Annotated in this window: 24 protein-coding genes; 9 read left to right on the plus strand and 15 right to left on the minus strand. The window is 66.5% G+C overall.

Annotated elements, in window-relative coordinates; all coding sequences use genetic code 11:
* The first annotated feature begins 29 nt into the window (after positions 1-29).
* The gene (locus E2493_RS09325) at positions 30-1,493 is read left to right on the plus strand and encodes a lipopolysaccharide biosynthesis protein (protein ID WP_167737461.1); all 1,464 of its coding nucleotides are present in this window, start codon (positions 30-32) and stop codon (positions 1,491-1,493) included.
* Between the two features lie 12 nt (positions 1,494-1,505).
* Here E2493_RS09325 and E2493_RS09330 read toward each other — a convergent pair whose 3' ends face one another.
* Genes E2493_RS09330 through E2493_RS09340 form a run of 3 tightly spaced genes read right to left on the minus strand, consistent with a single transcriptional unit; the run spans position 1,506 to position 5,424 of the window.
* Entirely contained in the window at positions 1,506-2,447 is a 942-nt protein-coding gene (locus E2493_RS09330) for a CDP-alcohol phosphatidyltransferase family protein (protein ID WP_225421289.1), read from the minus strand.
* 33 nt (positions 2,448-2,480) lie between these two features.
* Positions 2,481-3,596, minus strand: coding sequence for a CDP-alcohol phosphatidyltransferase family protein (locus E2493_RS09335; RefSeq protein WP_135086027.1), 1,116 nt, complete (start codon positions 3,594-3,596; stop codon positions 2,481-2,483).
* A gap of 37 nt (positions 3,597-3,633) precedes the next feature.
* The gene (locus E2493_RS09340; RefSeq protein WP_225421291.1) at positions 3,634-5,424 is read right to left on the minus strand and encodes a B12-binding domain-containing radical SAM protein; all 1,791 of its coding nucleotides are present in this window, start codon (positions 5,422-5,424) and stop codon (positions 3,634-3,636) included.
* Positions 5,425-5,564: 140 nt separating this feature from the next.
* Here E2493_RS09340 and E2493_RS09345 point away from each other — a divergent pair, with 140 nt between their 5' ends.
* Positions 5,565-7,523 (plus strand): LTA synthase family protein, encoded by a 1,959-nt coding sequence (locus tag E2493_RS09345; RefSeq protein WP_167737462.1) that lies wholly within the window; start codon positions 5,565-5,567, stop codon positions 7,521-7,523.
* A gap of 6 nt (positions 7,524-7,529) precedes the next feature.
* Here E2493_RS09345 and E2493_RS09350 read toward each other — a convergent pair whose 3' ends face one another.
* The 3 genes from E2493_RS09350 to E2493_RS09360 all read right to left on the minus strand — a co-directional run bounded on the left by E2493_RS09350 (position 7,530) and on the right by E2493_RS09360 (position 10,564).
* Positions 7,530-7,769 (minus strand): DUF6894 family protein, encoded by a 240-nt coding sequence (locus E2493_RS09350; protein ID WP_135086031.1) that lies wholly within the window; start codon positions 7,767-7,769, stop codon positions 7,530-7,532.
* Between the two features lie 162 nt (positions 7,770-7,931).
* Positions 7,932-9,407, minus strand: a complete 1,476-nt coding sequence (locus tag E2493_RS09355; RefSeq protein ID WP_135086033.1) for a S41 family peptidase — start codon at positions 9,405-9,407, stop codon at positions 7,932-7,934.
* 86 nt (positions 9,408-9,493) lie between these two features.
* A complete protein-coding gene (locus E2493_RS09360; protein WP_135086035.1) occupies positions 9,494-10,564 on the minus strand; it encodes a helix-turn-helix domain-containing protein in 1,071 nt (356 codons plus the stop codon).
* Between the two features lie 134 nt (positions 10,565-10,698).
* Here E2493_RS09360 and E2493_RS09365 point away from each other — a divergent pair, with 134 nt between their 5' ends.
* The 6 genes from E2493_RS09365 (at position 10,699) to E2493_RS09390 (ending at position 15,583) form a co-directional block, all read left to right on the plus strand.
* The gene (locus tag E2493_RS09365) at positions 10,699-11,094 is read left to right on the plus strand and encodes a DUF4139 domain-containing protein (RefSeq protein ID WP_225421293.1); all 396 of its coding nucleotides are present in this window, start codon (positions 10,699-10,701) and stop codon (positions 11,092-11,094) included.
* 25 nt (positions 11,095-11,119) lie between these two features.
* Complete coding sequence (locus E2493_RS09370) at positions 11,120-11,371, plus strand: hypothetical protein (protein WP_135086039.1); 252 nt, start codon at positions 11,120-11,122, stop codon at positions 11,369-11,371.
* 479 nt (positions 11,372-11,850) lie between these two features.
* A complete protein-coding gene (locus E2493_RS09375; RefSeq protein ID WP_135086041.1) occupies positions 11,851-12,207 on the plus strand; it encodes a hypothetical protein in 357 nt (118 codons plus the stop codon).
* A 279-nt stretch (positions 12,208-12,486) separates the two neighbouring features.
* Positions 12,487-14,658 (plus strand): NAD(P)-binding protein, encoded by a 2,172-nt coding sequence (locus tag E2493_RS09380; RefSeq protein ID WP_135086043.1) that lies wholly within the window; start codon positions 12,487-12,489, stop codon positions 14,656-14,658.
* 31 nt (positions 14,659-14,689) lie between these two features.
* Positions 14,690-15,022, plus strand: coding sequence for a DUF3850 domain-containing protein (locus E2493_RS09385; RefSeq protein ID WP_225421295.1), 333 nt, complete (start codon positions 14,690-14,692; stop codon positions 15,020-15,022).
* Positions 15,023-15,031: 9 nt separating this feature from the next.
* On the plus strand, positions 15,032-15,583 hold the full coding sequence (locus E2493_RS09390) for an AAA family ATPase (RefSeq protein WP_135086045.1): 552 nt from the start codon (positions 15,032-15,034) through the stop codon (positions 15,581-15,583).
* Here E2493_RS09390 and E2493_RS09395 read toward each other — a convergent pair.
* From E2493_RS09395 to E2493_RS22240, 8 genes are all read right to left on the minus strand, one after another.
* Complete coding sequence (locus E2493_RS09395; protein ID WP_135086047.1) at positions 15,537-15,992, minus strand: NUDIX hydrolase; 456 nt, start codon at positions 15,990-15,992, stop codon at positions 15,537-15,539. The genes E2493_RS09390 and E2493_RS09395 overlap by 47 nt on opposite strands.
* Positions 15,993-16,327: 335 nt before the next feature.
* Positions 16,328-16,909 carry a DUF1643 domain-containing protein gene (locus tag E2493_RS09400; RefSeq protein WP_135086049.1) on the minus strand — a complete coding sequence of 194 codons (582 nt, stop codon included), beginning with the start codon at positions 16,907-16,909 and terminating at the stop codon, positions 16,328-16,330.
* Positions 16,910-17,074: 165 nt separating this feature from the next.
* On the minus strand, positions 17,075-20,236 hold the full coding sequence (locus tag E2493_RS09405) for a C-terminal helicase domain-containing protein (protein ID WP_135086051.1): 3,162 nt from the start codon (positions 20,234-20,236) through the stop codon (positions 17,075-17,077).
* Positions 20,197-21,969, minus strand: coding sequence for a phospholipase D family protein (locus E2493_RS09410; RefSeq protein ID WP_135086053.1), 1,773 nt, complete (start codon positions 21,967-21,969; stop codon positions 20,197-20,199). Before E2493_RS09410 ends, E2493_RS09405 begins: the two co-directional genes overlap by 40 nt.
* A complete protein-coding gene (locus E2493_RS09415; protein ID WP_135086055.1) occupies positions 21,966-23,183 on the minus strand; it encodes a DUF6361 family protein in 1,218 nt (405 codons plus the stop codon). Before E2493_RS09415 ends, E2493_RS09410 begins: the two co-directional genes overlap by 4 nt.
* Positions 23,184-23,259: 76 nt before the next feature.
* Complete coding sequence (locus tag E2493_RS09420) at positions 23,260-24,660, minus strand: exonuclease domain-containing protein (RefSeq protein ID WP_135086057.1); 1,401 nt, start codon at positions 24,658-24,660, stop codon at positions 23,260-23,262.
* Positions 24,661-24,674: 14 nt separating this feature from the next.
* Complete coding sequence (locus E2493_RS09425) at positions 24,675-25,196, minus strand: ImmA/IrrE family metallo-endopeptidase (RefSeq protein ID WP_135086059.1); 522 nt, start codon at positions 25,194-25,196, stop codon at positions 24,675-24,677.
* Positions 25,193-25,537: a helix-turn-helix domain-containing protein gene (locus E2493_RS22240; RefSeq protein ID WP_135086061.1), complete on the minus strand. Its 345-nt coding sequence runs from the start codon at positions 25,535-25,537 to the stop codon at positions 25,193-25,195. Before E2493_RS22240 ends, E2493_RS09425 begins: the two co-directional genes overlap by 4 nt.
* A gap of 350 nt (positions 25,538-25,887) precedes the next feature.
* Here E2493_RS22240 and E2493_RS09435 point away from each other — a divergent pair, with 350 nt between their 5' ends.
* Positions 25,888-26,151 carry a DUF3892 domain-containing protein gene (locus tag E2493_RS09435; RefSeq protein WP_135086063.1) on the plus strand — a complete coding sequence of 88 codons (264 nt, stop codon included), beginning with the start codon at positions 25,888-25,890 and terminating at the stop codon, positions 26,149-26,151.
* Between the two features lie 17 nt (positions 26,152-26,168).
* On the opposite strand, the gene E2493_RS21765 is transcribed toward E2493_RS09435, so the two are convergent.
* Positions 26,169-26,413: hypothetical protein (locus E2493_RS21765; protein ID WP_225421297.1), on the minus strand; the 245-nt coding region annotated here is incomplete at its 5' end.

Genomic DNA, 26,413 nt, shown 5'->3' on the forward strand with positions numbered 1-26,413 from the left:
GTGAGACACAGCGAAACGAAGGCGGGAGGGTGAACGAAGACAGCGGTCGGCTCATCCTGCACGGCGCCCGGGCCACCGGCTTCGGTTTTGCCGTCCGGCTCGCCGCGCGTCTCCTGTTCCTGTTCGTCGCCGGCCGCCTCTACGGCGCAGCCGTGTTCGGCAGCTACGCGCTGGCGCTGGCGGCGGTCGAGCTCGCCGTCAGCGTCGGCAGCCTCGGCACCAAGAAGACGCTCTTCCAGTTGCTCGATCGCCACCGCGGCGGCGCGGCACGGCCGGCCGCCCACGCCCTGCTCGACTCCGCGCTGCTCGTCCTCGCCGCGAGCCTCGCGCTGGGCGGCGTCATCGCCCTTTTCGCGGCGATGCTTCCGCCGGAGACAATCGCGGCCGGCACCGCAACCGCCTTGCTGCTGCTCGCGCCGGCGGTGGCCGGCCAGGCGCTGCTCGATCTCTTCCTCGCCGCCACCCGCTGGACCCATGTCATCCGCGACGAGATCGTCGCCCGCAGCATCGTCGAGCCCTGGGCGCTGCTCGCCGGCTGCGTCGCCGGCTGGGGGCTCGGCTGGCGAGTCGAGGGGCTGGCATTCGGCTACGGCTGCGGGACCCTGGCCGCGCTGCTCTATGCGGCGAGCGCCGCGCGGCGGCGGCTCGGCGGATTGCGTCTCCGCACCTACCGCCCCATCCGGCGCGAGCTCTCGGCCGCCCTGCGCGGCGCCGCCGACAATACCGGCACCGACCTGCTCAACGCCCTCTACCTGCGCGTCGATCTCTACTTGGTCGGCGTGCTGCTCGGTGAGGCTGCGGCCGGAATCTACAACATGGCCCGCCAGATCGCCGCGCCGCTCCGCCAGATCCGTCAGAGCTTCGACGGCCTGCTCATTCCCCTGGTCGCGCGCAGCCTTGCCGTGCGCGGCGGCGGCGCCACGAGCGCGGCGCTCGCGTCGGCGACCAGGCTGGTGCTGGTGCTTCAGCTGCCTCTCCTGCTCTTCCTGTTCACCGCCGGCGGTACCCTGCTCGCCTGGCTCGGCCCGACCTTCACCGGCGGCTATTGGGCGCTGGTCGCGCTCGCCGCGGCCGAGACGATCCAGGCCGCCTTCAGCATCGGCGATCTTGTGTTCGTCTATCTGCGGCCGCGGCTGGGGCTGGGGCTGACGGCGATCAGCATCGCCCTCGGCATCGCCGCTGCTCTGCTGCTGATCCCGCAATTCGGCACCGCCGGCGCCGGCCTGGCCGTCCTGCTCGCTTATGGGGTTCGCGCCCTGCTGCGCGGCTGGGCGCTGCGCGCGCGCTTCGCATTCGCGGTCGGCCGCGCCCATCATGCTGGCCCGGTCGGCGCCGCTGCGCTCGGGGCCGCCGCGAGCCTGGCGCTCGGCTGGGAGCGCGGACCGTGGTGGCCGACCCTGGCGGCGCTCGCCGTCTATGCGGCGGCGCTGCAAATGTGGATGCATCTGACCGGGCAGCGCCTGGGCCTGACCGGGCTCGCCAGCGAGGACTAGCCAGCCGCCGGTTCAGGCGTGCGGCGCGGCGGCCCGCGCCAGCCGATCGAAGCGGCGGGCGAGCGCGCGGTCGCGCCGCGCATGCTGGCGGACCGAGAGCACGAGCAGAAGGTTGAGCAGGATCGTCTCGGCGAGGAAGTAGAAAAGCGGGCTTCCCATCGACATGCTGAGGCCGAGGATGATGGTGCGCGGGTTCGGGCCGACCGCTTTCTCCAGCGCCAGGGAGCGGCGCGAGGCGCGGCGGACCAGCCGCCGCATCCGCGCCAGCCGCCGCGGGTCGGCGGCTGCGGCGTCCAGCCGCGCTTCGATCCGCGTCGACCACGGGCTCATCAGCTGCGCGAGCCGCAGATAGTCGCGCGCCATCCAGCCGAAGGTGAGGCTGAACCAATTTCCGCCGCGGAACACGTCGTCACCCGCGGCCTGAGCATGCTTCAGCCACGGCACGCCATAGGCCCACCACAAATAGGTTCGCCGCTGGGTCTCGGCATGGTTGGTCTGGACGATGTGCGAGGCTCCGGCGGCGGCGGCCAGCCCCCACGCCCAGCCGCCGAGCCGATCGTCGAGCGCGGCCGCCAGCGCGATGTAGAGCACGACATGGCCGGCATAGTCGCAGACGCCGTCGACCAGCTCGCCGGTGGCCGAGCTCTTGCCGTTCAGCCGGGCGAGATCGCCGTCGGCGCCGTCGACCACGTGCCAGAGCGCGTGCAGCGAGAAGCCGACCAGCGCCGACGCCGGCCAGACGAGCGCGGTATAGGCCCAGGCCGCCGCCCAGACCAGCAGCAGGCCAGCGACCGAAACCGCGTTCGGCGTGACGCCGGTCGGCTGCAGGGCGCGGGCCAGCGCCGCCGCCAGCGGATGGTAGAGATGAAGGTTGAGCCGGTCCTCGAGCTCACGCGGCCGCTGGCGGGGCGCCTGCATCCCGGTTTCGGCGGAGGTGGACAGGGAAACGGGCATTTCGGTCTCTCGCGCCGCGGCTGGAGGAAGCGGTCAGCTCTGCACGCGGCGGAGCGGGGATCCGCGTGCGCGCGGTCGGGCCGAGGCCGGCGCGGCGAGCGCGGCAAGCACGAACAGGATCCAGATCGTCGCCGCCGCAGCGAAGATCAGCAGCACCGCCATCGGCCGGCCGATCAGGATCAGCACCAGGAACAGCAGAGCGTAGAAGTCGCGGCAGGTGACGATGGTCAGGAAGCGCATCAGTCGCGCCGGCGCCGCGCCGGTGCAGCGGCGCCGGTAATGATGCTTGACCAGATCGAAGCTGAACGGCCCGGCGCTGCGCGCCGCCCGCCACGCAATCACGGCTAGGCCGCAGGCGAACAGGCCAAGCCCCCACAGGCCGAGGAACACAGCGAGCCGCGCGCCGGCGAGGCCGAGATTGATGGTGACGCCGAGGACGAACAGCAGGTTGGTGGCCTCGTCGATCAAGCTGTCGAGCAGGGCGCCCGCCTTCGAGGTGCGGAAGGTCGCGCGGGCGATCTCGCCGTCCACCCCGTCGAACACGGAGGCCGCGTGGAACAACAGCGCGCCGGCAAGCAGCCCGGCCTCTCCGCCGGCGAGCAGCGCAGCCACCATCAGCAAGGCGAGCAGGGCGGTGCCGGCGGTGGCGTGGACCGGCCGGATCCACTCCAGGCGCAACAGCCGCGCCGAGATCCACCGCGAGATCGGCCGGTTCAGCGATCGCGAGACCGGTCCATCGCTCGCCTTGCCGGTGCCGCGGAGGATCTCCGCCGCCGCGCTCGGCGCCGCCAGCCGGAGCGCGCCGGACGCGCCGGTCGTCGCTTTGCCGGCCAGCGCGGCCGCCGGCACCAGCCACGCTCCGTCGAGCCGCAGGCCCTCCGCCTCCGACACCGCGGGAGCGGTCTGCACGCAGAGCGGCCCGGCGAGGCGCTCGACGTCGGCGGCCGCCGCCGCATCCAGCGCGCCGCCGCCGCGAAACTCGAGCCGGGCCTCGGCGAAACCAGCCTCCGCCAGCGCCCGGACGATCCGCGCCGCGGCGGCCACTCCGGCGACCCGCGCATTGGCCTCGGCGGCACCGGCGAAGACGACGGTCGCGATCCGGCCTCGCCGGCAGCCGGTCTCGCCGTCGATGCCATCAGTCCACGGCATGGCAATGGGCGCGAAACGCCCCGGGGCTGAGACGTCCTCAGGCTGCGGGTTGGTGCGGTGCGTGGACCGCCTCCATGATCGCGTCCTGCCTCTGCTTCCTCGCGACGAACGCCTCGCCGCCGGCCGTTTGGTGGAACAGGTCGAGCGTCTCGAGCTCGTCGGGGCTGACCGGCTGGATGGCGATGTCGCTATAGGCATAGCGGGCCGGGTCGCTCTCCACCCGGCGCACGATCCGCGCGGCCTTGGCGTACATCCGCCAGTAGCGCCAGGCCTTGGCGGCAGTGCCGAGCGCGTAGCGCGGGTAGAAGGTCACAGGCGATTCCCGCCGGAAGCCGGGACGGCGCGACTTGCGGCGCTTCCGGCGCAGCACGCCGCCCTCCATCGCATGCAGGCCCTCGACCTCCCACAGCATCTTGAACTCGTTCATGTATTGGACGGCCTTCTTCGGCCGACCGCCCGGCCGCACCGCGTGGCGCCGCGCCACCGTCTCCATATGCTCGTCGGCGAACCACAGCCGCCAGCAGTCCGCATAAGCCGCCTCCCACTCGGCGTCGGACATGGTCGGATGATGGCTGACGCGGTGGTGGAGATTGTACTTGTTGAGGTCCGGATCCATCCATGCGCCCCGCTCGAGCAGGGTCCTGTGGTCCTCCGAGCCCGGCAGCGGCGTCAGGAAGGCGATCTGCAGCACGTCGATCGGCAACTCGCGCTTGATGATGTCGATGTCGCGGAGGATCGATTCCCTCGTGTCGCCGGGGAAGCCGAGAATGTAGCCCGCGAACAGGAACACCCCGCGGTCGCGCCACGCCTGCAGCATGTGGCGATAGTCGGTGATCTTGTTCTGGTTCTTCTTCGCGGCGACGAGATTGTCCGGATTGATGTTCTCGAGCCCGATGAACACCCGCATCGCCCCGGCGCGGGCCGCCTTGTCGATGAAGTTCGGGATCTTGTGGCAGAGAGTGTCGACCTGGATGGTGAGGTTGGCCTTGATGCCCTCCTCCTCCCGCAGGCGGATCAGCCGGTCGAAGAACTCCTCCCAGCGGCGGTTGCGGGCGAGATTGTCGTCGGTGATGAAGAACGCCTTGATGCCCTGAGCGTGGTTCTCGCGCATGATCGCCTCGAGATCGTCGGCGGTGCGGAACCGGCTCTTCCTGCCCTGGACGTTGATGATCGTGCAGAAGCTGCACTGGAAGGGGCAGCCGCGACCGAGATCGAAGCTCGACCAGCTCTGCGAGTTGCGCCGCAGCGCGTCGCGCGGCAGCACCGGCAGCGGCGCGCCTTCGAGGTCGGGAAGGTCCTTCAGATAGTTGTAGATCGGCTTGAGCGCGCCGCGCCACGCATCGCGCAGCACCTCGTCGAGCCGGCCTTCCTCGCATTCGCCGGCGAACAGCGAGCAGCCGATGTCGAGCGCGGCCTGGATCTCGGCCGGGATCGCCTTGAGCATCGCCAGGCAGCCCGAGACGTGGAACCCGCCGATCGCCACCGGCAGGCCGGCCGCGCGGAACTCGCGCGCGAGGTCGAGCGTGCGGTCGAACTGGTTCGATTGCACCCCGATCAGCCCGATCAGCGCGCGCGCGCCGCGCCTGCGCAGGTCGCGGATGATCCGCGCCGGCACGATGTGGGTATTGGTCTCGTCGAGCGTGACCAGATTGATCCGAACCTCGGGCCCGAGCACCTGCCGCGCCGCGCAATCGCGCGCGATACCGTTCACCGCCGCCAGCGAGTTGGACGGTATCAGGGTCCGCCACCAGACGATGGGATAGCCGTCGTCGTCGTAATGCGACGGCTTGATCATCACGAAGTCGAACTCTTCCGGTTCCTTCGTCATGCCCGCATCCTATGCCTCATCCGGCAAGGGCGCCAGCGGAGATGTTCATCTTCGGCCCGGCCGCGCCTCGGCCTCGTTCGCGCCGTCCTGACGCCGGCGCCCCGTCGTGCTACACCGGGGCGTCTGATCGGGGAACGCGCTTGCTCCAGGTCGCGGAGGATCGACGCGGGGCGGACCATTTCGAGACCGCCTGGCGGCTGGCCGCGGCCGGCTGGATCGGCTGCGCATTGCTCCAGCTCCTCCTCTACCTGCGGCCCTCGCCGTACGGCGGTCCGTTCCTGCTGCAGTGGAAGACGTTCATCATCCGGCCGCTGGTCTACGAGCTGCTCGCGGTCTGGCTGCTCGCCGGCCCGTTCCTTCTGCTCTGGCTGCTGCTGCGCGATCGGCCGCTGCGCTCGCCCTGGTGGCGGGCCGGCGACTGGCTGCTCGTGGCGCTGCTCTCCGCCAACCTGCTGATCACCGCGTTCGACCACGAGCTCTACCGTTTCCTCGGCCTGCGCCTCGGGCCGAACTTCCTCGCGGTCTACGCCGATCCGTCGACGCTCGCCGACGGCCTGTTCCTCAACATCCTCGTCCGCGACCGGGGCGGACCCTTGCTGTCGCCGCTGATCTGCGTAGCCGCGCCCTTGCTCTATCTGCTCTGGGCCATCCGCCTCGTCCGGCGCCGGTTGCCTCGGCGTCGCCGGCCGCTCGGATTCGGCGCCGCGATCCTCGTCCTGCCGCTCGCCACCGGCGCGATCGGCTATTCGCTCGCGCACGCCAAATTCCGCCTGTCGCGTCTCGAGCCGGCGCTCTTCGCGGCAATCCGGGATTTCTCCTGGCGCTACCAGGACGATCGGCTGCCCGGTGATCCGCAGGCGCTGGCGCGCGCCTGGCAAAGCGAGTGGTTCGCCGGCAGCGAAGACCGGGGCTGGCGCTTCGTCGATCCGGAGCATCCCTTCCTGCGGGTGCCCGAACGCCCCAGCGTGCCGGCGGCGGCCGACAAGTGGAACGTGATCATCATCCAGCTCGAGGCGGTGCGCGGCGTCGATACCGGCCACCTGCGCCCGGACCGTGCGCCCTCGGCGACGCCCTATCTCGACTGGCTCGCGGCGCGGCCGGAGACGGCGAGCTGGAGCCGCGGCCTCAGCTTCGGGCCGCCGAGCATCAACGGCCGCTTCGCCACCCAATGCTCGATCACGCCCTCATCCCGGCGGTTCATCACCAGCCAGACCCGCGCGACCTTCTACTGCCTGCCCGATGCGCTGCGCCGGCAAGGCTATCGCGCCGAGATGTTCAGCGCCGGCGACATCGACATGGACAACAGCACGGTCTGGGTGCAGCGCATGTACGACCAGCTCTGGCGCTACCCCGCGCTCGGCCAGCGCGACCGCGAGATCTTCCGGGAAGCGGCGGCCCGAATCCGCCGGCTCGGCCGCGACGGGCCCTTTCTCGCGACCCTGATCTCGGCCAGCAACCACCATCCGTTCCGATCGCTCGAGCCCCGCCTCGACCTCAACCGCGGCGACCGCGCCGACCAGCGCATCCTCAACACCACCCGCTACACCGACGACGTGGTGCGCGAGCTGATCGAGGGCCTGCGCCGCGAGCCCTGGTTCGGTCGGACGCTGTTCGTGATCAACAGCGATCACGGCTACAATCTGGGCGAGCACGGCGGGCAGGTCGGCGCCTACAGCCTCTACCACGAATCGACCTGGATCCCGTTCCTGATCGTCGGCAACCACCCGCGCCTGCCCAAGGGGCGCCATGACCGCCTCGCCAGCCTGCTCGACGTCGCGCCGACGATCGCCGATTTGATCGGCCTCAGGGAAGCCAATCCCTGGCAGGGGCACAGCCTGCTCTCGGCCGCAGCGCAGCGCCGCCTGCTGTTCGCCTTTCGCGACACGGCGGCAGCCGAGATCCCGGGGTGGAGCGCGGTGAGCGATCCCCAGGACGGACGCCCGCGGCTCTACGCCGGCAGCGACTGGCTGGAGAGGCGGGATCTCGCCGCCCGCCAGGGGGGCCTCGCGCGGACCCTGCTCGAGGAGGCCGATCGCCGCCGCCGCTTCAACGATTACATCATCCGCCACGGCAAGGTCTGGCCGGCGGCGCGGCGCTGAACCGGCTCAGCCGTCGCTCGGCCGCACCGCGGCGAACGGCACCGCCATGATCGCATTGTCGTTCTCGTCGGCGATGACGATGCGGTCGCCCGCTTTCCCCGCGTCGCCGGCAAGGATCTCGCGGGCTGCGTCGAGGGCCGCCGCGCGCGCTTCCTCGACGTCGTTGAAGAACAGCCGCTCGCGGCCGTAGATCCTCTCCCCGTCCTCCAGGTGGAAGTAAAAGCGCGGCATTTCGAAGGAGCGCATTGCTCCAGATTAGGTTCCGGTGCGTCGGGTCTCGCCACGACCGTTCGAGCGATCGTTGCCGCGAGTCGCCGAAGCCGCGTTCCGACGCCGGCGCCTTGCGCTCTATTCAGATAGTTGAGACCAAGATCGCCTCAGGCTGACTCAGCCTGAGGCGATCTTGGTCTAGGCCAGGCGCGCAAGCGCCAGCGCGAGCGCACGGTCCCGCCCATGGACGATGTCGTGGCGGGCGACGCGGCCCGGATCGTGCGGTACGACGCCGCGATCGGGGCGCGGGCCCGCCGGGAAATAGCCGACGATCGGCAGATCGACTTCCAGCCCGGTCGCCGGCAGCCGGACGAAAAAATAGCCGCCGCCGTTGATGCCCCGAAGATTGCCGCCGGTCGGCTCGCCGATCAGCCGGGCGAGGCCGGTCTCGCGCACCGCGTTGGCGAACTGGAAGGTCGCCGAGGAGCAGGCGGCGTCGACCAGCACCGCGACCTGCCCGGCGAAGCGGCGACCGCGCGGGCGCACCAGATCCCCCTCCTCGTCGCCGTCGTCCAGCGCGAACCAGCCGTGCTCGTCCGGCCCCGCTGCCGTTTCGCCCCAGTCGCGGAAGCGCGCGTCCCAAGTGTCCAGCGGCGGCCGCAACGCGTCGGGCAGGCGGCGGTAGCGGGTGCGGCGCGCGAAGCGGGGCAATGGCGTATCCCGCTCGACGAGCCGCGCGAGCAGGTGCCAGCCGCACTCGGTGCCGCCCTCGTTGCCGCGCAGGTCGACGACCAGCCCGCGCGCGCGCTCGTCGACGAGCCGATCGACCGCCGCGTCGAGATAGGCGCGCCAGTTCCATTTGCTCCGATAGGTCACCCAGTCCGGCATGGTCAGCCGGCCGACGCCGTCCCTATCGATCTCGAAGCGCCAGCCGAGTCCGGTCTCCCGGCGGCTCTCCTGCAACGCCGCCTCGGTACGGCCGGGAAGCTCCAAGGTTCGCTCGCGGCCGTCGGGCATCCGGACCCGCAGCGGGATCACGCCGCCCGTGGCCGGCGACCACAGCGACCGCAGCACGTCGAACGTCGCCATCCGCTCATGCGCCCCCAGCCCGAGCTGCGACAGCCGCTTGCCGTCGTTGCCGCCGTCGGCGCGCGACAGGGGCAGCATGCGCGCGAGCAGCTGCTGCGAGGGAACGCCGTCGATCGCAAGCAGCTCGCTTCCCGGCGGAAGGGGCGCCGCGCCGCCGCGGCCGCCGGTCACGATCGCGCGCCCGCCGATCCAGCGGAAGGCGAGCGGCAGCCGGTCGGGTCGGCCGAACAGCGCCGCCTGGACCCGCTCGGTCTGGTTGTTCGGATTGGCATAGGTATGGCCGCAGCGGACGGCGGCGGTCAGCCGCGTCAGCATCAGGAACATCTCCGCGAGGCTGCGCTCCCGCGCCGCCCAGGCGCCGGCAGCCGCCACATGCGGCTTGAATCCGCCCGGCGGCAGGTATCGCCCGAGCCCGGGGTGGACCGCCTCGAAGGCGTGGAGCAGCAGATCGAGGTCGCTCCGCATCGCCCCCGTCGCCAGCAGCTCCGGCGCCGAGGCGGCGGAGGCGCGGGCGGCGGCCGCGGCAACGGAGGTGACCGCGGCGGCGGCGGCCGTGCGGAGCATGGAGCGGCGGGTCAGCATCATCGGTCACTCTCCGGTTCGGACGGGTGGCCAGGGATGCGCGCGACGGCGTCGGCGTGCGCGTCAGGACCGCCTGCAGCCGCGATGATTCACTCGCTGAGGCGCCGGCGCCGCGCCCGATAGGCGCTCGGCGAGACGCCGTAGCGGGCGCGGAAGGCGCGATTGAAGCTCGCCTTCGATCCGAAGCCGGCGTCGAGCGCCAGCGCGAGCAGGTCCGCCTCGGCGCCGGCGTCGATCGCCGCGGCGACCGCCTCGGCGCGGATCGCGGCGAGCTCGGCCGCGAAGCCGGCGCCGGCGGCGTTCAGCGCGCGCGACAGATGGCTGGTGTTGGTGCCGAGCAGCCGCGCGAGCCTTGCCAGGTCCAGCGACGGCTCGCGCCACCAGCCGCCGTCGCGCAACCGCTGCAGCCATTCGGCGCCCTGCGCCGGCCAGTTCCGTTCCGCCGGCTCGGCGATGGCCGGCGCCGGATCGGCCGCGTGGCGCCAGCCGTTGACGCCAACGAACAGGCCCAGGGCGCCGAGCAGCAGGTAGAAGCCGAACAGGTCGAAATAGTCGATCGGCCGCACCATTGCGTCGAACAGCTCGTAGCCCGCCCGCGCGCAGAGCAGGATCGCCAGCAGCAGCACCGCCGTGCGCAACCGCCGCGCCGGCGCCGGGCTGCGGCGGCGCTCCGCCAGCCACTGTTCGTAGCGGCGCAGCGCCCGCTGCGAGACGAGGGAATAGGCCGCCATCGACACCAGGATCGCGGCGGCGAGCGGCGCGGCGACGAACGGCGCGTGGACCTGCTCGTCCCACCAGGTCTTGCTCGCCACCGGGAAAGGGAACAGCGCCAGCTGATAGGCGAACTGCGCCGCCGGTGCGGCGACGTGGATCGCGCGGAGCGGCCGGTCCTCGGCGAGCGCGACGACGTGCGCGTAGACCAGCGGCCCCACCGCCAGGGGGATGGAGAACGGCGCCGCCGTCAGCCACGGATAAGCGTCGTAGAAGCCGGCATAGCCGAGCACGAACGGAATCATCATCCCGGCCATCACCAGCAGCAGCGCGGCGAGCAGCCGGTTGGCGAGGCGGTTGGCGCGCATCGCCGCCAGCGCCGCCGCGAGGACCAAAAGCTGCACCGCCAGCACCGCGAGCACGGTGCTCCAGGCTCCGAAGCGGATCATCGCGCGACAAAGCCAGCCGCGACGCGCGCAGGTCAAGGCCTCCGCCCCGCTGCCGCACCTTCACCACAATTGCGGCGGAGAACCGGTCCATGTCCGCTTTCCCTCCTCCCCCGCCGGCCCCGGGCCTGCGGACCGTGCGCGCGCTCGCTTTCCCGCTCGCCTCGGCTGCGCTCCTTCTCGGTTTCACCCCCCTGGCGGCGCAAGAGCCCGACGCGCACGACCGTGCCTCGACGCTGGTGGTCTATGGCGACGATCCCTGCCCGCAATCGACCGACGAGGAAATCGTGGTCTGCGCCCGCCGCCCGGAGAGCGAGCGCTATCGAATCCCCGAGGAGTTCCGCGAAAACAAGGAGAAGCGCGGCTCGGTCGCCTGGGGCGCGCGTGTCGAGGAGATGGAGGAAGCGACCCGCTTCACCCGCCCGAACAGCTGCTCGGTGGTCGGCAGCTGGGGCCAGACCGGCTGCCTCGCCGACGCCATTCGCCAGTGGAGCCAGCAGCGGCGGGCGGCGCGATCCGCCCGAAGGCCCTGAGCAGGGCCGACGAAAGGCAGCGGCAATGGACTTTCGCAATCGGGACTTCCTGGAGCTGGTCAAGCTCACCCGCGTCCGGTTCGACGTCTCGATCGACGAGGCCCACGACCTGATCTTCGCCGACGCGGCGATGCGCCGGCTCGTCGCCTGGCGGGTCAATCACGATCCGGACTGCCGCCGCCAGGCGCTCGACGACATCCGGCGCCACGGCCCGCGCGCGCGCTTCGTCCGCGACGGCGATCGGCTCGCTTTCCGCAAGGCCGACGGCGGGCGCTAGCCGCGTGGCCGGAGCACGAGCGCGCGGTGGCGCGCACCTCCGGCCGGACTATTCAGGAGGTTGGGAAAGTGGCGGAGAGGGTGGGATTCGAACGCAGGCAAGTCGCCCCAGAGAAGTAGCTCTCGCATCAAAGGTAAGATCCTCGGCGTGCCCCCGCTAGTGCCCCCGCACGGCTCCGGTGCGACTACGACGCATTCGCCCACTCGGGATGGTCGTCATGTCCGCGGCTCAATTGAGCCTTGTTGTGGATGGCCGCAGGAGCACGATTTGACCTTTGCAGAACGCGTTCTCCGCTACCGGATCATGCCATCGTCCCGGTCAAGCTGCCTCCGTCAGACCGGGTTGGGCGGTCAGCGGTCTAGCAGTATACAGGCCGAATTGAGGAGATGGGCGCCTCCCATCTGTGCGAGCAAGAACAGCACGGTTCTTGCCAATGCGGTGCGAAGCGGATCGAATGTGCAAAGAGGAAGGAGCCTGATTTGAAACTGGAATGGAATGGGCCGGATGAGGAGGGGATCATCTCTGCCGATGGCATAAAGCGACTGCCGTTTGAGTATCTCGGACGCCAGCTCGAGGTTCGTGCGGTGTATGACCCGAGTCATGTCGACTGGATCGTCGCCGTCATCGAAGGCGATCGCTTCGTCGCTCCCACTGCGGCGTTCACGGTGTCGTACGAGAAAATCTTCGATGCCCACATGCAGGGTGGCGTCTTCGCAAATCTGCTGCCGATTTCCATCGCGATGCTGCGAGACGAAGTCATGGCCGGGAACATCGCCCTTTTGGACAAGGCCGAAGCACCGGAACGGTTACGCCGCGCTGCTCGGGGCACCGGGTGAGGTTGGCTATGGACTCTGAGCCTGATCCGTACGGGAACTCCGATGAGGGGAGCATCACGTCTCCGCCACTGGCGTGGATGTTTGTCAATGAAGATGCAGGGCGTCTTTAGCTGCATCGAGGCCATCTCACGAGTGTCTAGCGGTGCAACTAGTGCTCAGTCGCGTCGCGATCCGAGCCAGATCGCCTTGAGAGTCGCTGCGATTGTTGGCCGCATTCCAGCTGCAGCTTGATCTAGGGCCTGAAACTGGCAGAACGACCTAGTGAATGGGAGGGCGGCCTTGGCTGCGGGTAAACGAAAGCGTAGCGAGGTCCGGGGGCGTGGCCGCGGCGGGAACTCCGATGCTCAGGCACGGCTTAAGCAGCATCAGATCGCCGACCGTCCGCCGATCTATGCGATCGGAAATTTTGACGATCGCGTGACGGTGCTCACCCAGCAGCACCGCGCGCTCAACCTCGCTTGGGCACTGATCGAAAGCGGTCGCCTGCCGATGGCTCCGGACCAGGAGCGCTGCCGCATTGCTGTCCTTGGCGGCGGTTTTGCCGGACTTACCTTTGCCGCCGCTTTGATCAATAAGAACGCACGATGCACCATTAGCATCTTCGAGGAGCGAGACACTCTACTGCCGCTGCAGCAAGGCAGCGACACACGCTGGCTCCACCCTCACATCTATGACTGGCCCGCCCCCGGTAGCGAGGCGGTCGCCGCTATGCTCCCAATCCTCAATTGGACTGCGGGTCGGGCCTCCGATGTCGTGGTGGAGGCCCTCGCCGGCTGGTCTGATGTCGTCGAAGGACGCACTGGAGGGACCAAAGTCGAACTATGGTGCAATACGCGCCACATTCAGCTGCGCGAGCGCGATAATGGTAACGCGCTCATCGAATGGGTCGGAGAGTCGCGCGACGTCGCGACGGGACGCGCCGCTGCGCGGCCGACGACGGTCGGCCGCTCTGCTGAGTTCGATGTCGTCATCGTTGCCGTGGGGTTCGGGATTGAACCCGGGGGACGCTCCTATTGGCGCAATGAGGTTCTTGCCCAGCCGGGCCTCGAGCATCATGCTTCAACTTACCTCGTTTCTGGCCAAGGCGATGGCGCCATGATCGATCTGTTGCGCCTGAAAATCTCGCAGTTCCGGCAGGACCGGATCCTGAGCGAGTTGTTTGGCAAACGTGCCGAGTTGGTGGCCGAACTGCGGGGCTTGCGCACGCGCTTCCTCAACGATCCCAGTCTTTCCCTCTATGAAGCATTCGATGATCTTACAGGCCGGCGGACAGTCGCGGGCAGACAGATGGTTGACGCGAGACGAGCGCTCACGCTCCGACTGCGCCGAGATACGCAAGTCATCTTGCAGACAAAACCAACTGTTCGAAGCATCGGCGACCTGCTCGGCCCCGACGTTGTGCGAACATCCTTCCAGAACGCGTTGCTGGTATATCTGCTTTATCGCTGCGGGGGCTTTACGCCGGCCGCGGGCGATACAGATGAGGTAGCTGAGCGCTTCAAGGTCGCCGAACCATTTATCATCCGCCGGCACGGCGTCGATCGGCTCGGCCAACTCAAGCGGCTGTTGCCCGAGCGGCTGTTCGCGCCAATCCAAGAGGCCTGGGAGGCCGACGGGTGCAGGGCGTGGCGGCAGCCATCGAATATTGCCTGGCAAGGTGGCTATTTCGGCACGCCCGGTCGCGCGAGCGATTTTGACAAGCTCAATAGCGCAGACAAAGCTGTAGCTCGGAAGGAGTATCTGCCGGGCCCGACCGCGCTGATGGCGGCCTCGATCGCCGGTGCTATTGCCGGCCATCTGCTTGCGCTCCGCCCAGGGACGTCCCATCTACGACTTACCATCCATCGCGTGATTGAGATCCATGGCGAAGCGCTCCTTCAGCAGGCGTGCAATTACGTCGGAGTCGGCCCCTTAGATCAGGCTCGAACGATCGCGCGCACCTTCCCCGCGGATAATGCTACGATTGGTCAAGCTTATCGGACTCGCCGCACAATCCGGATCGGTCCAGAGGTTCCGCGCCGCGAGCTCGATGCCGCGATGCGCAAGCTTAGACTAAACAACGCCTCGCGAGCCATGGCACGCGATGTGCGGTTCGTCGCAGCGATGCCACTCCTCCAGCCGAGCCAGGAATTCTTCGCCCCCAGCCCTGTCTGCGCCATTCTTTATTTCGACAGCCGCGACGAAAACTTCAACTTGACCGAGCATGAATTCGTGCAACTGGGCCACTTGCTCGCTCAAACCTTCGAAGCGGCGCGGGACGCGAGGGAAACGGGACTGCACCGCGTCGACAACACGCCGCTCCACGGGCTCATGACCGCCGCACCCCCGGCCCTCGCCCTCGACCCCGGCGTCGCGCGCGAACTGACCCTAGTGGCTGCCCCGCCACCGGAGCTCAAACGGCGCTTCGTCCTCAACTTCGATCATTCCGATCTGACGCCGCTGGCAAACTGACGCGATTTGCCCTATCTAGCGAGAACAGACCATGACTCAGACCATTCCCCACGAACGCTTGAACGGCCTCCGCGGCGCGCGCGCGCCCATCGTTCACGAACTCAAATGCTGGCCGAAATTTTTTGAGCCAATTGCCCAAGGCCGAAAGCGGCACGATCTGCGCCGCGTCGGTGATCGCGATTTCCAGGTCGGCGATCGCATGATCCTGCGCGAATTTTCCCCTGAGACGGGCAGCTATACCGGTCGGCGACAGACGGTTGAGATCAGCTATATCACCTCTGCGACCGAGCCTTGCGCGCTCTCGGATCAGGCGCTGCACGAGGATTTCTGTATCCTTTCCATCCTGCTCGTTCCTGACGCCTGAGCTGCGCGCGTGCTGATCGCGGCGACCGGCTTTGCGGGCGCTGGGAAAACCACCGCCTTGCGCTATCTCGCCACGCTCGGCGTCGGTAACTACTTCTACGCTGGCGGCATCGTCACTCGAGCGGTCGCACGGCGTGGACTCCCGCCTGGACCTGCCAGTGAACGCCTCGTACGAGACGCGCTGCGGGCCGAGGGTGGGATGGCGGCGCTCGCCGTGTGCGCCGAGCCAGAGCTACGTGCGTTACTAACATCAGCTCCAGCGGTGTTGATTGACGCGATCTGCAATGCTGAGGAAGCCGACTTCTATCGTGAACACTTCGGCGGCGAAATCTTTCTGCTCGCACTTGACGCCCCATTCGCGCAGCGCGCGGCTCGCCTCGCTGAACGACCGCTCCGGCCAATGTCAGCGCGTGAGTTGGAGGCGCGCGATCACTATGAGACTGAGAAGCTGCGGCTAGACACAGTCATCGCCCGAGCGGATTTCACTCTCTCCAACACGGCGGGAATGGATGAGCTCAAGCTCGGTCTACGCAATTTGGCCGCACAGCACCTGTCTCGCTAAACCCCAAGTGAGGAGCGCGCTGCCGCAAATAAGGTAGTATATGATTCGTTATGCTCGGCGCCAGCTGCATGTCGCCCGGCGCTGCAAGGTCCACCCACGCAAATTCTTCGATTTCCGCGCGCGGCTCTGGCTTGCCTGCGAGAGTGCCCGAATAAAGCAGGACCACCACGTCTGTGTTAGGTAGGTCGGCCGCGCGGTCGGCGAAGCTTCCTTCGTATGCAGGCTGGATCACGCCGCAGCCGAGCTCCTCGGAGAGTTCGCGCAGCAGCGTATCGAGCAGATCTTCACCAAGTTCAGGTTTGCCCCCCGGCAGAATGAACGAGGGCGCGCCGCGCTTGCGTACCACCAGCAGTCGCCCGCACTCTACCGCGGCAAGGCCAACCTTGGTAATCTGTTTGTGCACGTTCATCCGCCGTTCTCCCTCGTGCCGCCGGATGATGATGGCGACCGGGTTCGGGGCCGGAAAGAGCTGGTTGTGGACAACTCAGCGAAGCATGTGGAGAAGCTGTGCACTGATCCAAGTTTTCTCCGGATATCTTTCGCACTCCTCGGAACCCGGCAGGCCGGCTCCATTGATCGGGACGGTTGGCACCCAAAAAGAGTTGGCGCCGCGCTCTTCACATACCGGTAGGTGCTCGCCGCTTCCTGGTGGCGGGATTGGCATGACGCCCTGAACTCGGCGCTGCGCTGGAGCGGTTGGACGCTTTCTCGAGGGAAGGCGTCCTCATCTCCGATCGCCTAACCTCAGTATGCCGGCATCGTGAATGGCTGCGGGGTTGTGGCGTACGAAATGTAGAGCGGATGGCCGGGGAAGCCCTTTTTGGTCTTCCGCAATGCCATGACCTCGCGTCCGGAGAGTACACGAGCCAGTAGCCGGTCTCCTCCGAACTTGATCGCGTCGGCGCCGTAGGCCACGACGATGTGGTCTGCCTCCTCGACGAGCGGGCGCGCGAGCGCCTCGTTTTCAGGGCCGATCGGGTCGGGGTGCCCAATCGCCTTCTTTCTGTTGGTCTCCACGAGTCCTCCGGCGTTGATGACTATGATGCCGCCGCCATCCAGCGCCTTCACTCTGTTGACCTGCCTGTCGACGGTGTTGTCCCCGTCGCACTCGCTGGCCGTGCTCGGGTTGAGCATGGCAAAGAGCCATTTGGGCTTGGTTTGATCCCAGATGCGTACCAGCCCATATCTGTATCTGCCGCACGGCGAGAATATCGCCGCGGATGAGTCACCCTTGTATGTGCCGACCCGGATCTCCGGCATGCGCACACCAGCAAAGTGCCGCGCGTACGCTGCGAGCGTCCAGAGCAGGATCTCCTCTTCCGTCAAGTTGCCTGGTCTCCTTCCAACCTAGATGGGATGCAGCAAATCGTGCGGAGTTGGGCGAGATTCAACCGGCTGTGGGAAACTAGGCCAGGAAAGCCGCTTCTACTGGGTGATTCCCGAACTCCAACGCGAAGCAAGCCGAAAAGATGAATTGAAGGCCTCCGGGAGCTAGCGGGGAGTGGGCGGCGGAGAGAGGTCGATGCGCCAATTCCAGGCCTGCTCGGCCGTCACACCGTTGCGTTCAAGCGTTCCTAGCAGATCCTCCTGGCGTGGGAGGCCTAGAACCAGCCTATACGTGGCAAGACGCTCCCGGAGTCGCGGCAACGCCTCATACTCGCGGCTGCAGGTCAGGATTGGTAGGACCCGCCTAACGCTGATTGGATTGGTTACGTCGTCGTAGACCCAGAAGGGAGCGAGTGGGTTACCGTGATCGCGCTTGGACGCGACCCCGAACATCGCTGCCCATGGATCGGATCGGGCAGGCTCGAACCCCAGCGGCAACCCTGACAAGCCGATACCCCGTGCGAGGTTGAGGCGAACGGCATGCCCCTTGTAGCGTAGTACCCGCCCCTCACGCTGCTCCAGGTCAACGGGAGAGCGCGGCAGGTTCCAATGAACAACGGCATGGCACCACCCATGGAAGTCCAATCCTTCCTGCCCTACTGTGGTGGAGGCGAGGACAAATGGCCTAAACGGCGAATTAAACGCATCGCGAACTGCGTCGAGGCGGCTGACAGCTCCGTCGACATCTTTGATCTCGGCGAAGCGTAGGCCGTGCCGGCAGCGTAATCGAACCAGCTTCTCTCGCGAGCCCCCGCTGCGGGAGCCCCGCTCCAGATTGTTCGCCTCAACGGATGCCCGGCGAAGCGTGATGCACCCGTGGATCGTCGAGACAGCCTTCGAGAGCTTCTCGTCAGGCGTCCCCTCGTAAAGGGCGAGCGCGTCCGCGATGAGGTGCATCTGCTCGTCGAGAACGGACTGCAAGTTCCCATCGACACAGTATTCGAGTACCTGGCGCCAATAGGAGAGCTTTGGTGCCAAGCAATGCAGCTGGACAGCCATGGCGGCATCGCCAAGATTGAACAGGGATTGGAAACCGCGGGCGACCCTCAACGACGCGGCTCGAAGCGCGGAATCCTCGATCCCATCAGCGACAGTGCGGGTGATAGCCCGAAGCGCAGAGACGCCGGGAGCACCGATCGCGACGCGTGCCAGGACCTCCGACAGGTTTCGGGGACGCCGTCCTAGCTGCTCGGGTTCGTCGAGCACCGATCGAATAGCGCTCGCTAGCGCCGTGAGCTCCGGCGCCGTGAGCTGCTCGTCGGTGTCCAGCCACGTGCGGACGACATCCGGATCTTCCAAGAGGATGGGCGCCGCCCAGTACCAACGTTCATCGACACGACCGCGCCGGTGCCGCCCCAGGTTCCCCAGCTTGACCGAAATTCGCCGCCTGACCAGCGTCACGAGCTCAGCTCTCGAGATAGGAGACTTCCGTTCGGCTGCGATCGCGAGCGGGTCGCCGACGTCCGCCAGTGCGGCAAACGGCAGCAGAAGCGCCAAGGGAGCCATCGCCTTGGTCGGATCGGTCCCTGCGCGCGCGGGCCGCCCCAGCCTGAGCAAGTCGCCCAGCTGACCGAACTGAGCATGCCGCAGAGACAATCCCCGGTCCGATCGTTTCCTGCGCCGCCTCATCAATCGCATGCCCGCTGCCAGCCGGCGCTCCGCCTCGAACGAGACCATCGCAGAGATCGCGTCCGGAGCGAGCTGCCACTCCGTGAAGAGAAGTCTCTTGATGTCCAACGGAGCCGATGCGAACGCACCGCGCGCTTCTGAATAGGGAAGCGATGGAGGGGCCCATAGCAGGCGCTCCACGCCTTCTGGCATAGCGGAGGCAATAAGGTCGCGCATTCGCGCGGAAGGCGGGTCGACCGGATCCATCCGCCGAACCGCTTGCAAGTCGAGCATCAGCCGGCCTGCTCGGGCCTCTCTCAGGACGAAGCGCTTGTCTTTGCCCGACGAAGCCACCGCTGCCTTGCGGAACTGATAGTCCCGCATGAACTCCAGGAAGAACGGAGCCGACTTCCAGTACTCGACCGCGTCACGGGTGCGTAGACGGCGGGCAATGCGCCGGGCAGCGATAGCGCCACGAAGCTCGTCCGTCGTCGGCTCCAGCAAGCGCATGTCCTCCGACACCATGCCGTCACGCGTCGCGCCCGTCCGTTCGGTTCGCGACATGACACGGCGCAGTATGGCTTGCGCAGCGTCACGCGCCTTCTTGACCGCGGCTTCCACGGGCGGCCGGGCCGAAAGCTCGCGACTGAAAATCGTGAGCGCGGCGGCGAGGCGCTCGGCCTGCTCCTCGCCCGCCAGGAACCGCATCAGGGCGACAAAGTCATCATACGGCTGCTCGCCAGGCTCCAGCTCGCGACCTGGAATGCGGTAGGGGGTCGCCGACAGCAGCAGGACACGACGGCCGGTCTGCGACGACTGCAGCAGTTGCTCAGCCAGGTGAACCGCCGGATCTTCATCGCGTCGGCGGGCGTCAAGAAGGTTCGCGAAGCGTTGAAATTCATCTACGATTACCACGCCATCGGCGGCCAGTGCCGAGGCGCTGCAGGTCGCCAGTTCCCGTCGAAGTCGTCCTATCAGCTGGTTCCGGCGCTTACGCAGGAGCTTCCCGTTGACCTCGTCCCGAATGTCACCAATGTCGCGGCTGAGAGATCGGATCTCCTGCACCAATGATTCGTCAGCCAGGACGCCCTCGCGGAAGCGGCAGAGCATCACCTCGTCAGGGCGGTTTTGCGTGAACTCGTAGAGCCGTCCGTCCCAGTTGGACTGGCAGACCTGCTGCATGACCTCGACAAATCCAGCCGAGCGGAACACTCGGCGGAGTGCCCAATAGATCAGCGCCCGCTCGCGCACTTGCCCCGAACTCCCTGACACCTTGAACGAGGTGTCGGGAGTCAGCGCGAAGTACCGGACGCCGTCCTCGGATCGGCGCTCAAGCGCGAGCAAGGTCAGCCGGCTCGCGCGGATCGTGCCGCCGTGTCCCTCCACCTTCAGTCGCTTCAGGTTCTGGCTTGCGACCGGCTGGCTCGAACAAAGATAGACGATGTCAACCGGCCGGCCCTCGCGGCGACGCAGCGCCTCCTCGACAACCCCGCGGGCGACCATCGTCTTGCCGAGCCCAACCTCGTCCGCGACGAGGAAGCGGTGTGCGTAGTCGCGGTCCTGCCAGAACCGCTTGATGACGTACTTGGAGGTGCGTTTCTGGAACGCCGCCGGACCTTTCACTTCTTGCTCTCCACAGCGCGCAACAATTTCTCCCAAAGCGGAAGGAAGCCCTTCGGCGCGAGGCTCTCCAGCTGATGGGTCCCGAGTGCATCCAAGGCCGCCTTGATTGACTGCAAGCGAGGCGGATCGTCGCTCGCGCAGCGGACCAGCGCCTCCAGCAACCCCGCCGCCCCACCGCCGGACCAAGCTAGCACCGTGGTGCCTTCTTCATCGCCGCCGATCGGGCCGCCGGTGCCGGAAGAGTCGCCGAGCATCCCTCTGAGGAACTCTTCCAGATGGCGCCTTGTCGGGATGGTGGCTCGGACAACCGCTTGGCGCCGCTCCTCCTCATCGACGCCGAGCACTTCGAGGTTCAGGGTGAATGAGACCGTACCGTCGGGACCGGTGGTCTCGAAGACGACAAAGCCCGTGACCTCCGCGAGATCCAGCGCATCCACGAACTGGGCAGGCTCCCCTTTGGCCAGGGCCTCACCGCAGCAAGACCAGCGGCCCGCCATGGTCGTCGCGAGCCGAAAGCGAAGATTGGGCAAGAGGGTCACCAAATCCGCGCCCAAGGGCTTCACCGGCATTAGGGCTACGCTCCAGCCGCCGTCGGTTGCCTCAGCTCGCAAGTGAAGCCCTGCAGTCGAAAGCACGGCCGTGCCGGGGCGGTAATCGGGCTCGACACTCGGTTCTTCGTTCTGGGGCGGCTCGTAGTCGACAAGGCAGGTCCCGAGCGCGCGCCCGTCGAGCAGCGCCGCCAGCCCCTCAGCACCGAACGCCTTGGTGCAGTCGAAGGAGGCGAGAAACTCGACGTTGGATCCGTCCATCGCGGGGCCGGTAGCATTCATCGAGCCCATGGCCATGCGGACGCGGCCGCGAGACTCCCACCCGAGGATTTTGGCGTGAAGACCTCCGTGTTGAGGATTTGCCTCGTCGGTGAGGACCGGCGCCGATAGAACCATCTGCCGCGCGAATTTACCCTTTGCAGCCGGCCAGCAACGGTCCAGGGCATTGGGCCGCGACACCAGGAGGAACGGATCCTCGCTGCTCTTCGCGAGCACCTTCAATCCGCCGCTCGTCAGGAACGGCGAGATTACCAGGAGACGATCGCTGGGAGGCTGCGTCCATCCGCGCCCAATGCTCGTGCCGAGAGTATGGAAGCGGAGAGAGCTTATTTCGGAGGGGAGGCGCCAGCCGACGGAGCAAACCTCGCCAGCGAGCTGAGCGAGAATGCCGCGCGCCCTGCTCGAGAGTGGCCGTAAGCACATTCCAGGCAGTGACTGGAGCAGCAACGTGATCTCGCAGTCGGCCTGGCGTGCGCGCCCCGGCGGCCCCTCCACGATCAAGCCAGCATCCCACGAGGAATCGCCCGTCAGGTTGCGGCTCATGACTGCCACCCGGATCAGCTTCCGGTCCGCTCCGTCCACGTATCTTGCAACCCATACCTTGGGATGGAACGCGCCGCCGGCGGGCGCGGTGACCTCGTGCACCATCCGCTCGGTCTCGATCACCGCAGCGGGGAGCATTGCGGCAGGATGGATGGCAGCGGCCTGGCAGAAGACCAGAGTACGGTCGCAGACGCGCCGTAGCGCCGCAAGGTCGGCCGCCACGTAGGGCCCACCCCTCCTCTCGCGGCCGGTGAGATCGGCAAGCATGACTGCGGGCAGTGAGAGCACCGTCTCCAGGGAGGCGGAATATGTACAGGCGACAAGCGCGTCTATTCCGAAGCCTTCGGGCGGCCTCAGCAGGTCGTAGATCGAGGTGCGCCTTTGCGGCTCGAGGATCATCCCGGCTTGGCCAGGTCATTGAGGCATCGGCGGACCACTCGCCAGCGATAGTCCAACGCGCCACCGGACTCCCCACCCCACCGCGCGCGGGCCTTCTCTGAGAGGATGCGCGACGTTCCTGCCGCCCCCTTCAGGAACACCTCACGACGCTCCACCAACTCGACGGCCGCGCGGCGCTTCAACAGATCCCCCGGGCTGTGGCACTGCACCGCCCAATTGCGCACGAACGCGACCGTCTCGGGCCGGATACGGTGACGTACAAGCAACCCTAAAGGAGGGATCTCGTCCAATCTGGCGAGGACAAGCTCTACGTCAGCGATGTCCATGTCGCCTCGCCAATCCCGAAGCAGCGCGACGTGCCGGTCGCGAACCTCTGAGCTTCCCTTCTTCGCTAGCGCGAGCTCCGCCACCCGGGCATTGTACAGATGGGTGGCCCCGAGCATCACGCGCGAGAATGCCGCGGCGAAAGCGAGAAGACCTCGAGCGGGCTCGCTAAGGCGGTTCGCCCGCGGGTGTTCCCAGGCTGCGCAAGCCTCGGTGGGTCGGCGGTAGCTCAAGAATGCTGGGAACAAGCTGTATGCCCGGCCATGCCCGTCCGGATCGGCGCTCGCGCTCTCAAGGCGGTGCCTCAGGTATTCGGCCTCATCACAACTGAGCCTGAAATCCAAACCTTTAGTCCGCGGGAATTCGGCCGGTGGTCCGGGGCGGCCGACGTCAAAGCCATGCTCCGAGGAACGATCTGCACGCTCCGCCCAAGGATCCGAAGCGGACGCGGTCCTTTGCGACGCGACTTCACGCGCCCAGCGGCCGCGATTGCCGCTAACCCGTCGCATCCCGACCGCGAGCAGCCCATTCCAGTAGATCTCGCTGGGCATTCGCTCGAGCTCGTCCTGGCTGAGGAGTCCGATAACACCTTCTCCCTCGCCGAGCGGCGTCAGCGTTTTGATCAGCTCGGTTTCCAGTCGACGCAGCTCCTCCAATATTCGGTCCGCCCCAGAACGCCGAGCCGCCAGCTCGCAACACCACTGGACGAAGAGAAAATATCGAACGCGCTGTTGGATGGTGCTGGTTCCGGGGAATAACAGGTCCGACAGCGTATCACGGACTGTACCTAGTCCCAGCTCATCACGAGCGTCCTGCCCCTTGACGGTGAGACCGCTGAGCACTGACTGCTGCTGCTGGGGATCGTGATCAATCCACCCAAGAAAGCGCAAGCAGCCCTCCACCCGATCGTACGCGAATGCTGAGAAGCGTCTGTCCGCGGGAGTAGGGCACGAGCGCCATTGGCTATCAGCAGCGCTCACAGAATGGTAGGCAACGCTGCATCTCACGCGCGATGTGAGCCCTTACGGCATGAACAATGGCTGCCTCCTCTGCGCAGCAGGAGCTGAGCAGGGCAATCGCATCGGCATCTGCTTTCGCCAAAGTCGTCCACGGAGGCTCCGCGTACCCGTGCCCGATCATTCGTCGTGCCAGGTCGGATTCGATGCTCGACCTAGCTCGTGCCGGCAGGGCGGTTGGCGCATGATGGAAGACAAGCCTTCTTCCTAGCTCCGCAAGCCTCAGGTCTTCGAATGTCTCGACTACGGCGGCGCGCCCGGTCCAGTCGCGTGCGTGAAACTCCCGCATGCGCTCCTTGTCAGCATCTCCCCAGAAGCCACTGTAGATCAGCTGTTCTACGTGGCCGGACGGCTCCAGCGCCTCGCGCTGAGCCGCCCTGCAAAGCCGCTCGCACAGCTCCTCATCGGAACGGATCTCCTCGGCGCGATCGAGAAGCTCGTCGGGAGAGAATCCATGAAATGACGAGAATGCAACGACATCGTGCATGATTGGCGAAGCATTCGCGCGCACGCGGCGAACGGGCTTGATCTTTCGCGCTAATCGGCTGACGAGCGATACATCATCGAGGCGGCGCAACTCATCCGGATCCACCTCGAGATCGTACGCCAGCACCGATGACGAGTTCGCCGGATCCTGCCCGATCTTGGTCAGAGCGAACTGGTACGGCCTTCCAAAATAGCACTCGGTGATGATGAATGCCGGTTCTTCCTCGATGTAGGAGAGGGCGGCGGCTTTTTGGGAGAAACGAAGTGCCTCGGACCAGTGATCTGCAGCGCAGTCTCGCAGGAGCCGACAAAGGTACACCGTCGCCTCAACATCGCCGAGCGCGTCGTGGGCGTTACGATGGTCGAAGCCGTTCGCGGGCGCGACGAGGTCCAATCTGAAGCTCTCTTGGCCACGCGCGCCAGGCGGAATGACAATTGTGCCGGGCTGTAGCGCTGACAGTGCCTGGCAGAACTTCATCAGATCGGTACGACAGTTGCCGTTGGTATTCGTCAGGTAAGGCGGGTGCAGGCATTGGTAGAGGGCCTGCCGAAGCATGTGCTCATCAAACTCCAGGGAATTCCAGCCGACGAAAATCGCCGGAGACCACGCAGTGAGCCTCTCGACAATCGAGCACGCCATCTCATAGTGCGTCGGCAGTGACGGATCGAGGATACGGTCAATCGTCATGCGCGTCACAGTCAGCGCCTTCGGCGAGGGCACAACGTGCGGAAGTAGGCGGCACCTCATCTCGAAGCGATCAAGCTCGTTGAGATCGTGATCCGTATGGATCGCCGCAAACTGCAGGATCTGGTCGAAGTTGCGGTCGGTGCCGGTGGTCTCGACGTCGTAGAAAACGAACCCCACCCGGACTCTCCGTCTCAGTCCAGCGCCGCCAACCTGAACTGGAGGGCCGCCATGCTGACTCTGAATCGCTTCGCAAGCACAGTTAGCTGCGCTTCATCGTTAAGATCAATCTCTTGATGGACCAGCGGCTCAAATAAGTCACGAGGCATAAGGAGTTCCGATGCGAAAGCGTTGGCCTCGATTTCCAGATCATCAACCCCGAGAGCCGCAAGGGACGCTCGCTCAAGGATCACCTTGTCGACGTGAACACCCGTTCGCAGGTGCCATTCATGCAGGACATGGTGTGCGAGCTCGTGCGCGATGGTGAAACGCTGTCTGTTTGGGTGATGCAGTGCATTAACCGCGATGACGGCAGATGCATCCTTGATGAAGGCCATTCCAGACAGCTCTTCATCCAGGGGCGCATACTGCACAAAAATGTTGAGTGCCTTGGCTATACGATCGACAGGTACGGGCGGCCTCGATACGCCACGATCCGCCACGAGAGAGCGCGCCCTTTCACGCACCTCTCGCTTTCTCTCGGCGGACACCGTCATCGGCGCTTGGCCGGGGTTTCGAAGTAAAGACGCTCGACTTGCCGCCGAGCCTCATCCGACAGGTCCCTAGCCCCTTCTATCCTCACGGCTTCAGAGCCCCCCCCGGCGTCGGACGGCCCACTAGGGTGCGGAAGGAGCGTGAAAGGATCCTTCAGCCCGAGAGCCGCGGCCAACCGATAAACAACGTGCAGGGGCAACTTCTGATGACCGCGCTCGATGTTAGCGATCGAGGCGCGAGACAAATCGACACGCGCGGCCAGCTCGTGCTGCGTGAGGGTTAGTTCGCCCCGTCGCGCCGCCAGCCGTCGCCCGAAGATTTTATAGATGCGGCTTTCGTCCACGCCCGCCTTGTGAATCGAACGCCCACTCCTGTCAACGTTTATGCCATAAACTAGTATGTTTGTGATATTTGCAAAAGGCGGCGCAATCGGGTATCCGCTGGAGCACGGCGCTCGACTCGACTGCCGTCGCCGATCCTTCTCCTTAGGGGGTGGGGAGGCGCTCTGGGCGACAGCGCCCCACTATGAAGCAAGCGGCGAAAGCCGCTCTTGGAGATTGAGCGCGATGATCAACTACCCCCCCCACCTTCCAGAACGGCCCGTGCCTCCGTTCCGGCCCGACTACCCGTCCCGGCCGCCGGCGCCGCCGCGCCCGGGTCCGGGTCCTTACTCACGATAGATGGAGAGAGACGATGGCGAAGCGTTACGTGCACAAGACCGGAAAGAACTCGCAGGGCGACATCACCAAGCTCTGCAACGAGGGGCAGAGCTGGTCACCCCGCCCGAAGGTGGACGCGATCTCGGACATAGAGAATGGCATTCACGAATATTGGGTGCCCTGGTCCACCGGCCCCGAGACGAAGATCAAGGTCGTTAACGGCTCCACCGGCAAGTACCTCCGGACGGACCGCGACACGACCACCCGCAACAACCTCGACGACCTGCCGGACTGCTAACCGGCGAACACGGAGAACTAGAAATGGCGACGAATACTGGAAATGGCTTCCGCCGCGGCGCGGTAACCGGACGCACTCAGTTTCAGCGACCGGACGGTAATTGGCAAAAGCGCGACGAGCGCACCGGCCAGCTCATGGGCGTGAAGAACGACGGAGATCCCTTCAAGGGCGTCGCAAAGGAGCCCGACGGCCGGGACACGCCGAACGCCTAACCTAAGCGTCGAATTCTCGGGAAGAATGTGGGCCGCGCCGTCAGGCGCGG

It is taken from the genome of Sphingomonas parva (ex Maeng et al. 2020) (assembly GCF_004564275.1).
Lineage (GTDB): Bacteria > Pseudomonadota > Alphaproteobacteria > Sphingomonadales > Sphingomonadaceae > Allosphingosinicella > Allosphingosinicella parva.

Coding starts and splice junctions, on each gene's coding strand:
- E2493_RS09360 (WP_135086035.1), bottom strand. CDS start 10,564: ATGATCCGCTTCGGAGCCTGGAGCACCGTGCTCGCGGTGCTGGCGGTG.
- E2493_RS09435 (WP_135086063.1), top strand. CDS start 25,888: ATGGCGAAGCGTTACGTGCACAAGACCGGAAAGAACTCGCAGGGCGAC.
- E2493_RS09350 (WP_135086031.1), bottom strand. CDS start 7,769: ATGCGCTCCTTCGAAATGCCGCGCTTTTACTTCCACCTGGAGGACGGG.
- E2493_RS09335 (WP_135086027.1), bottom strand. CDS start 3,596: ATGCCGTGGACTGATGGCATCGACGGCGAGACCGGCTGCCGGCGAGGC.
- E2493_RS09330 (WP_225421289.1), bottom strand. CDS start 2,447: ATGCCCGTTTCCCTGTCCACCTCCGCCGAAACCGGGATGCAGGCGCCC.
- E2493_RS09425 (WP_135086059.1), bottom strand. CDS start 25,196: ATGACGGTGTCCGCCGAGAGAAAGCGAGAGGTGCGTGAAAGGGCGCGC.
- E2493_RS09410 (WP_135086053.1), bottom strand. CDS start 21,969: ATGATCCTCGAGCCGCAAAGGCGCACCTCGATCTACGACCTGCTGAGG.
- E2493_RS09370 (WP_135086039.1), top strand. CDS start 11,120: ATGGACTTTCGCAATCGGGACTTCCTGGAGCTGGTCAAGCTCACCCGC.
- E2493_RS09340 (WP_225421291.1), bottom strand. CDS start 5,424: ATGACGAAGGAACCGGAAGAGTTCGACTTCGTGATGATCAAGCCGTCG.
- E2493_RS09395 (WP_135086047.1), bottom strand. CDS start 15,992: ATGAACGTGCACAAACAGATTACCAAGGTTGGCCTTGCCGCGGTAGAG.
- E2493_RS09385 (WP_225421295.1), top strand. CDS start 14,690: ATGACTCAGACCATTCCCCACGAACGCTTGAACGGCCTCCGCGGCGCG.
- E2493_RS09355 (WP_135086033.1), bottom strand. CDS start 9,407: ATGATGCTGACCCGCCGCTCCATGCTCCGCACGGCCGCCGCCGCCGCG.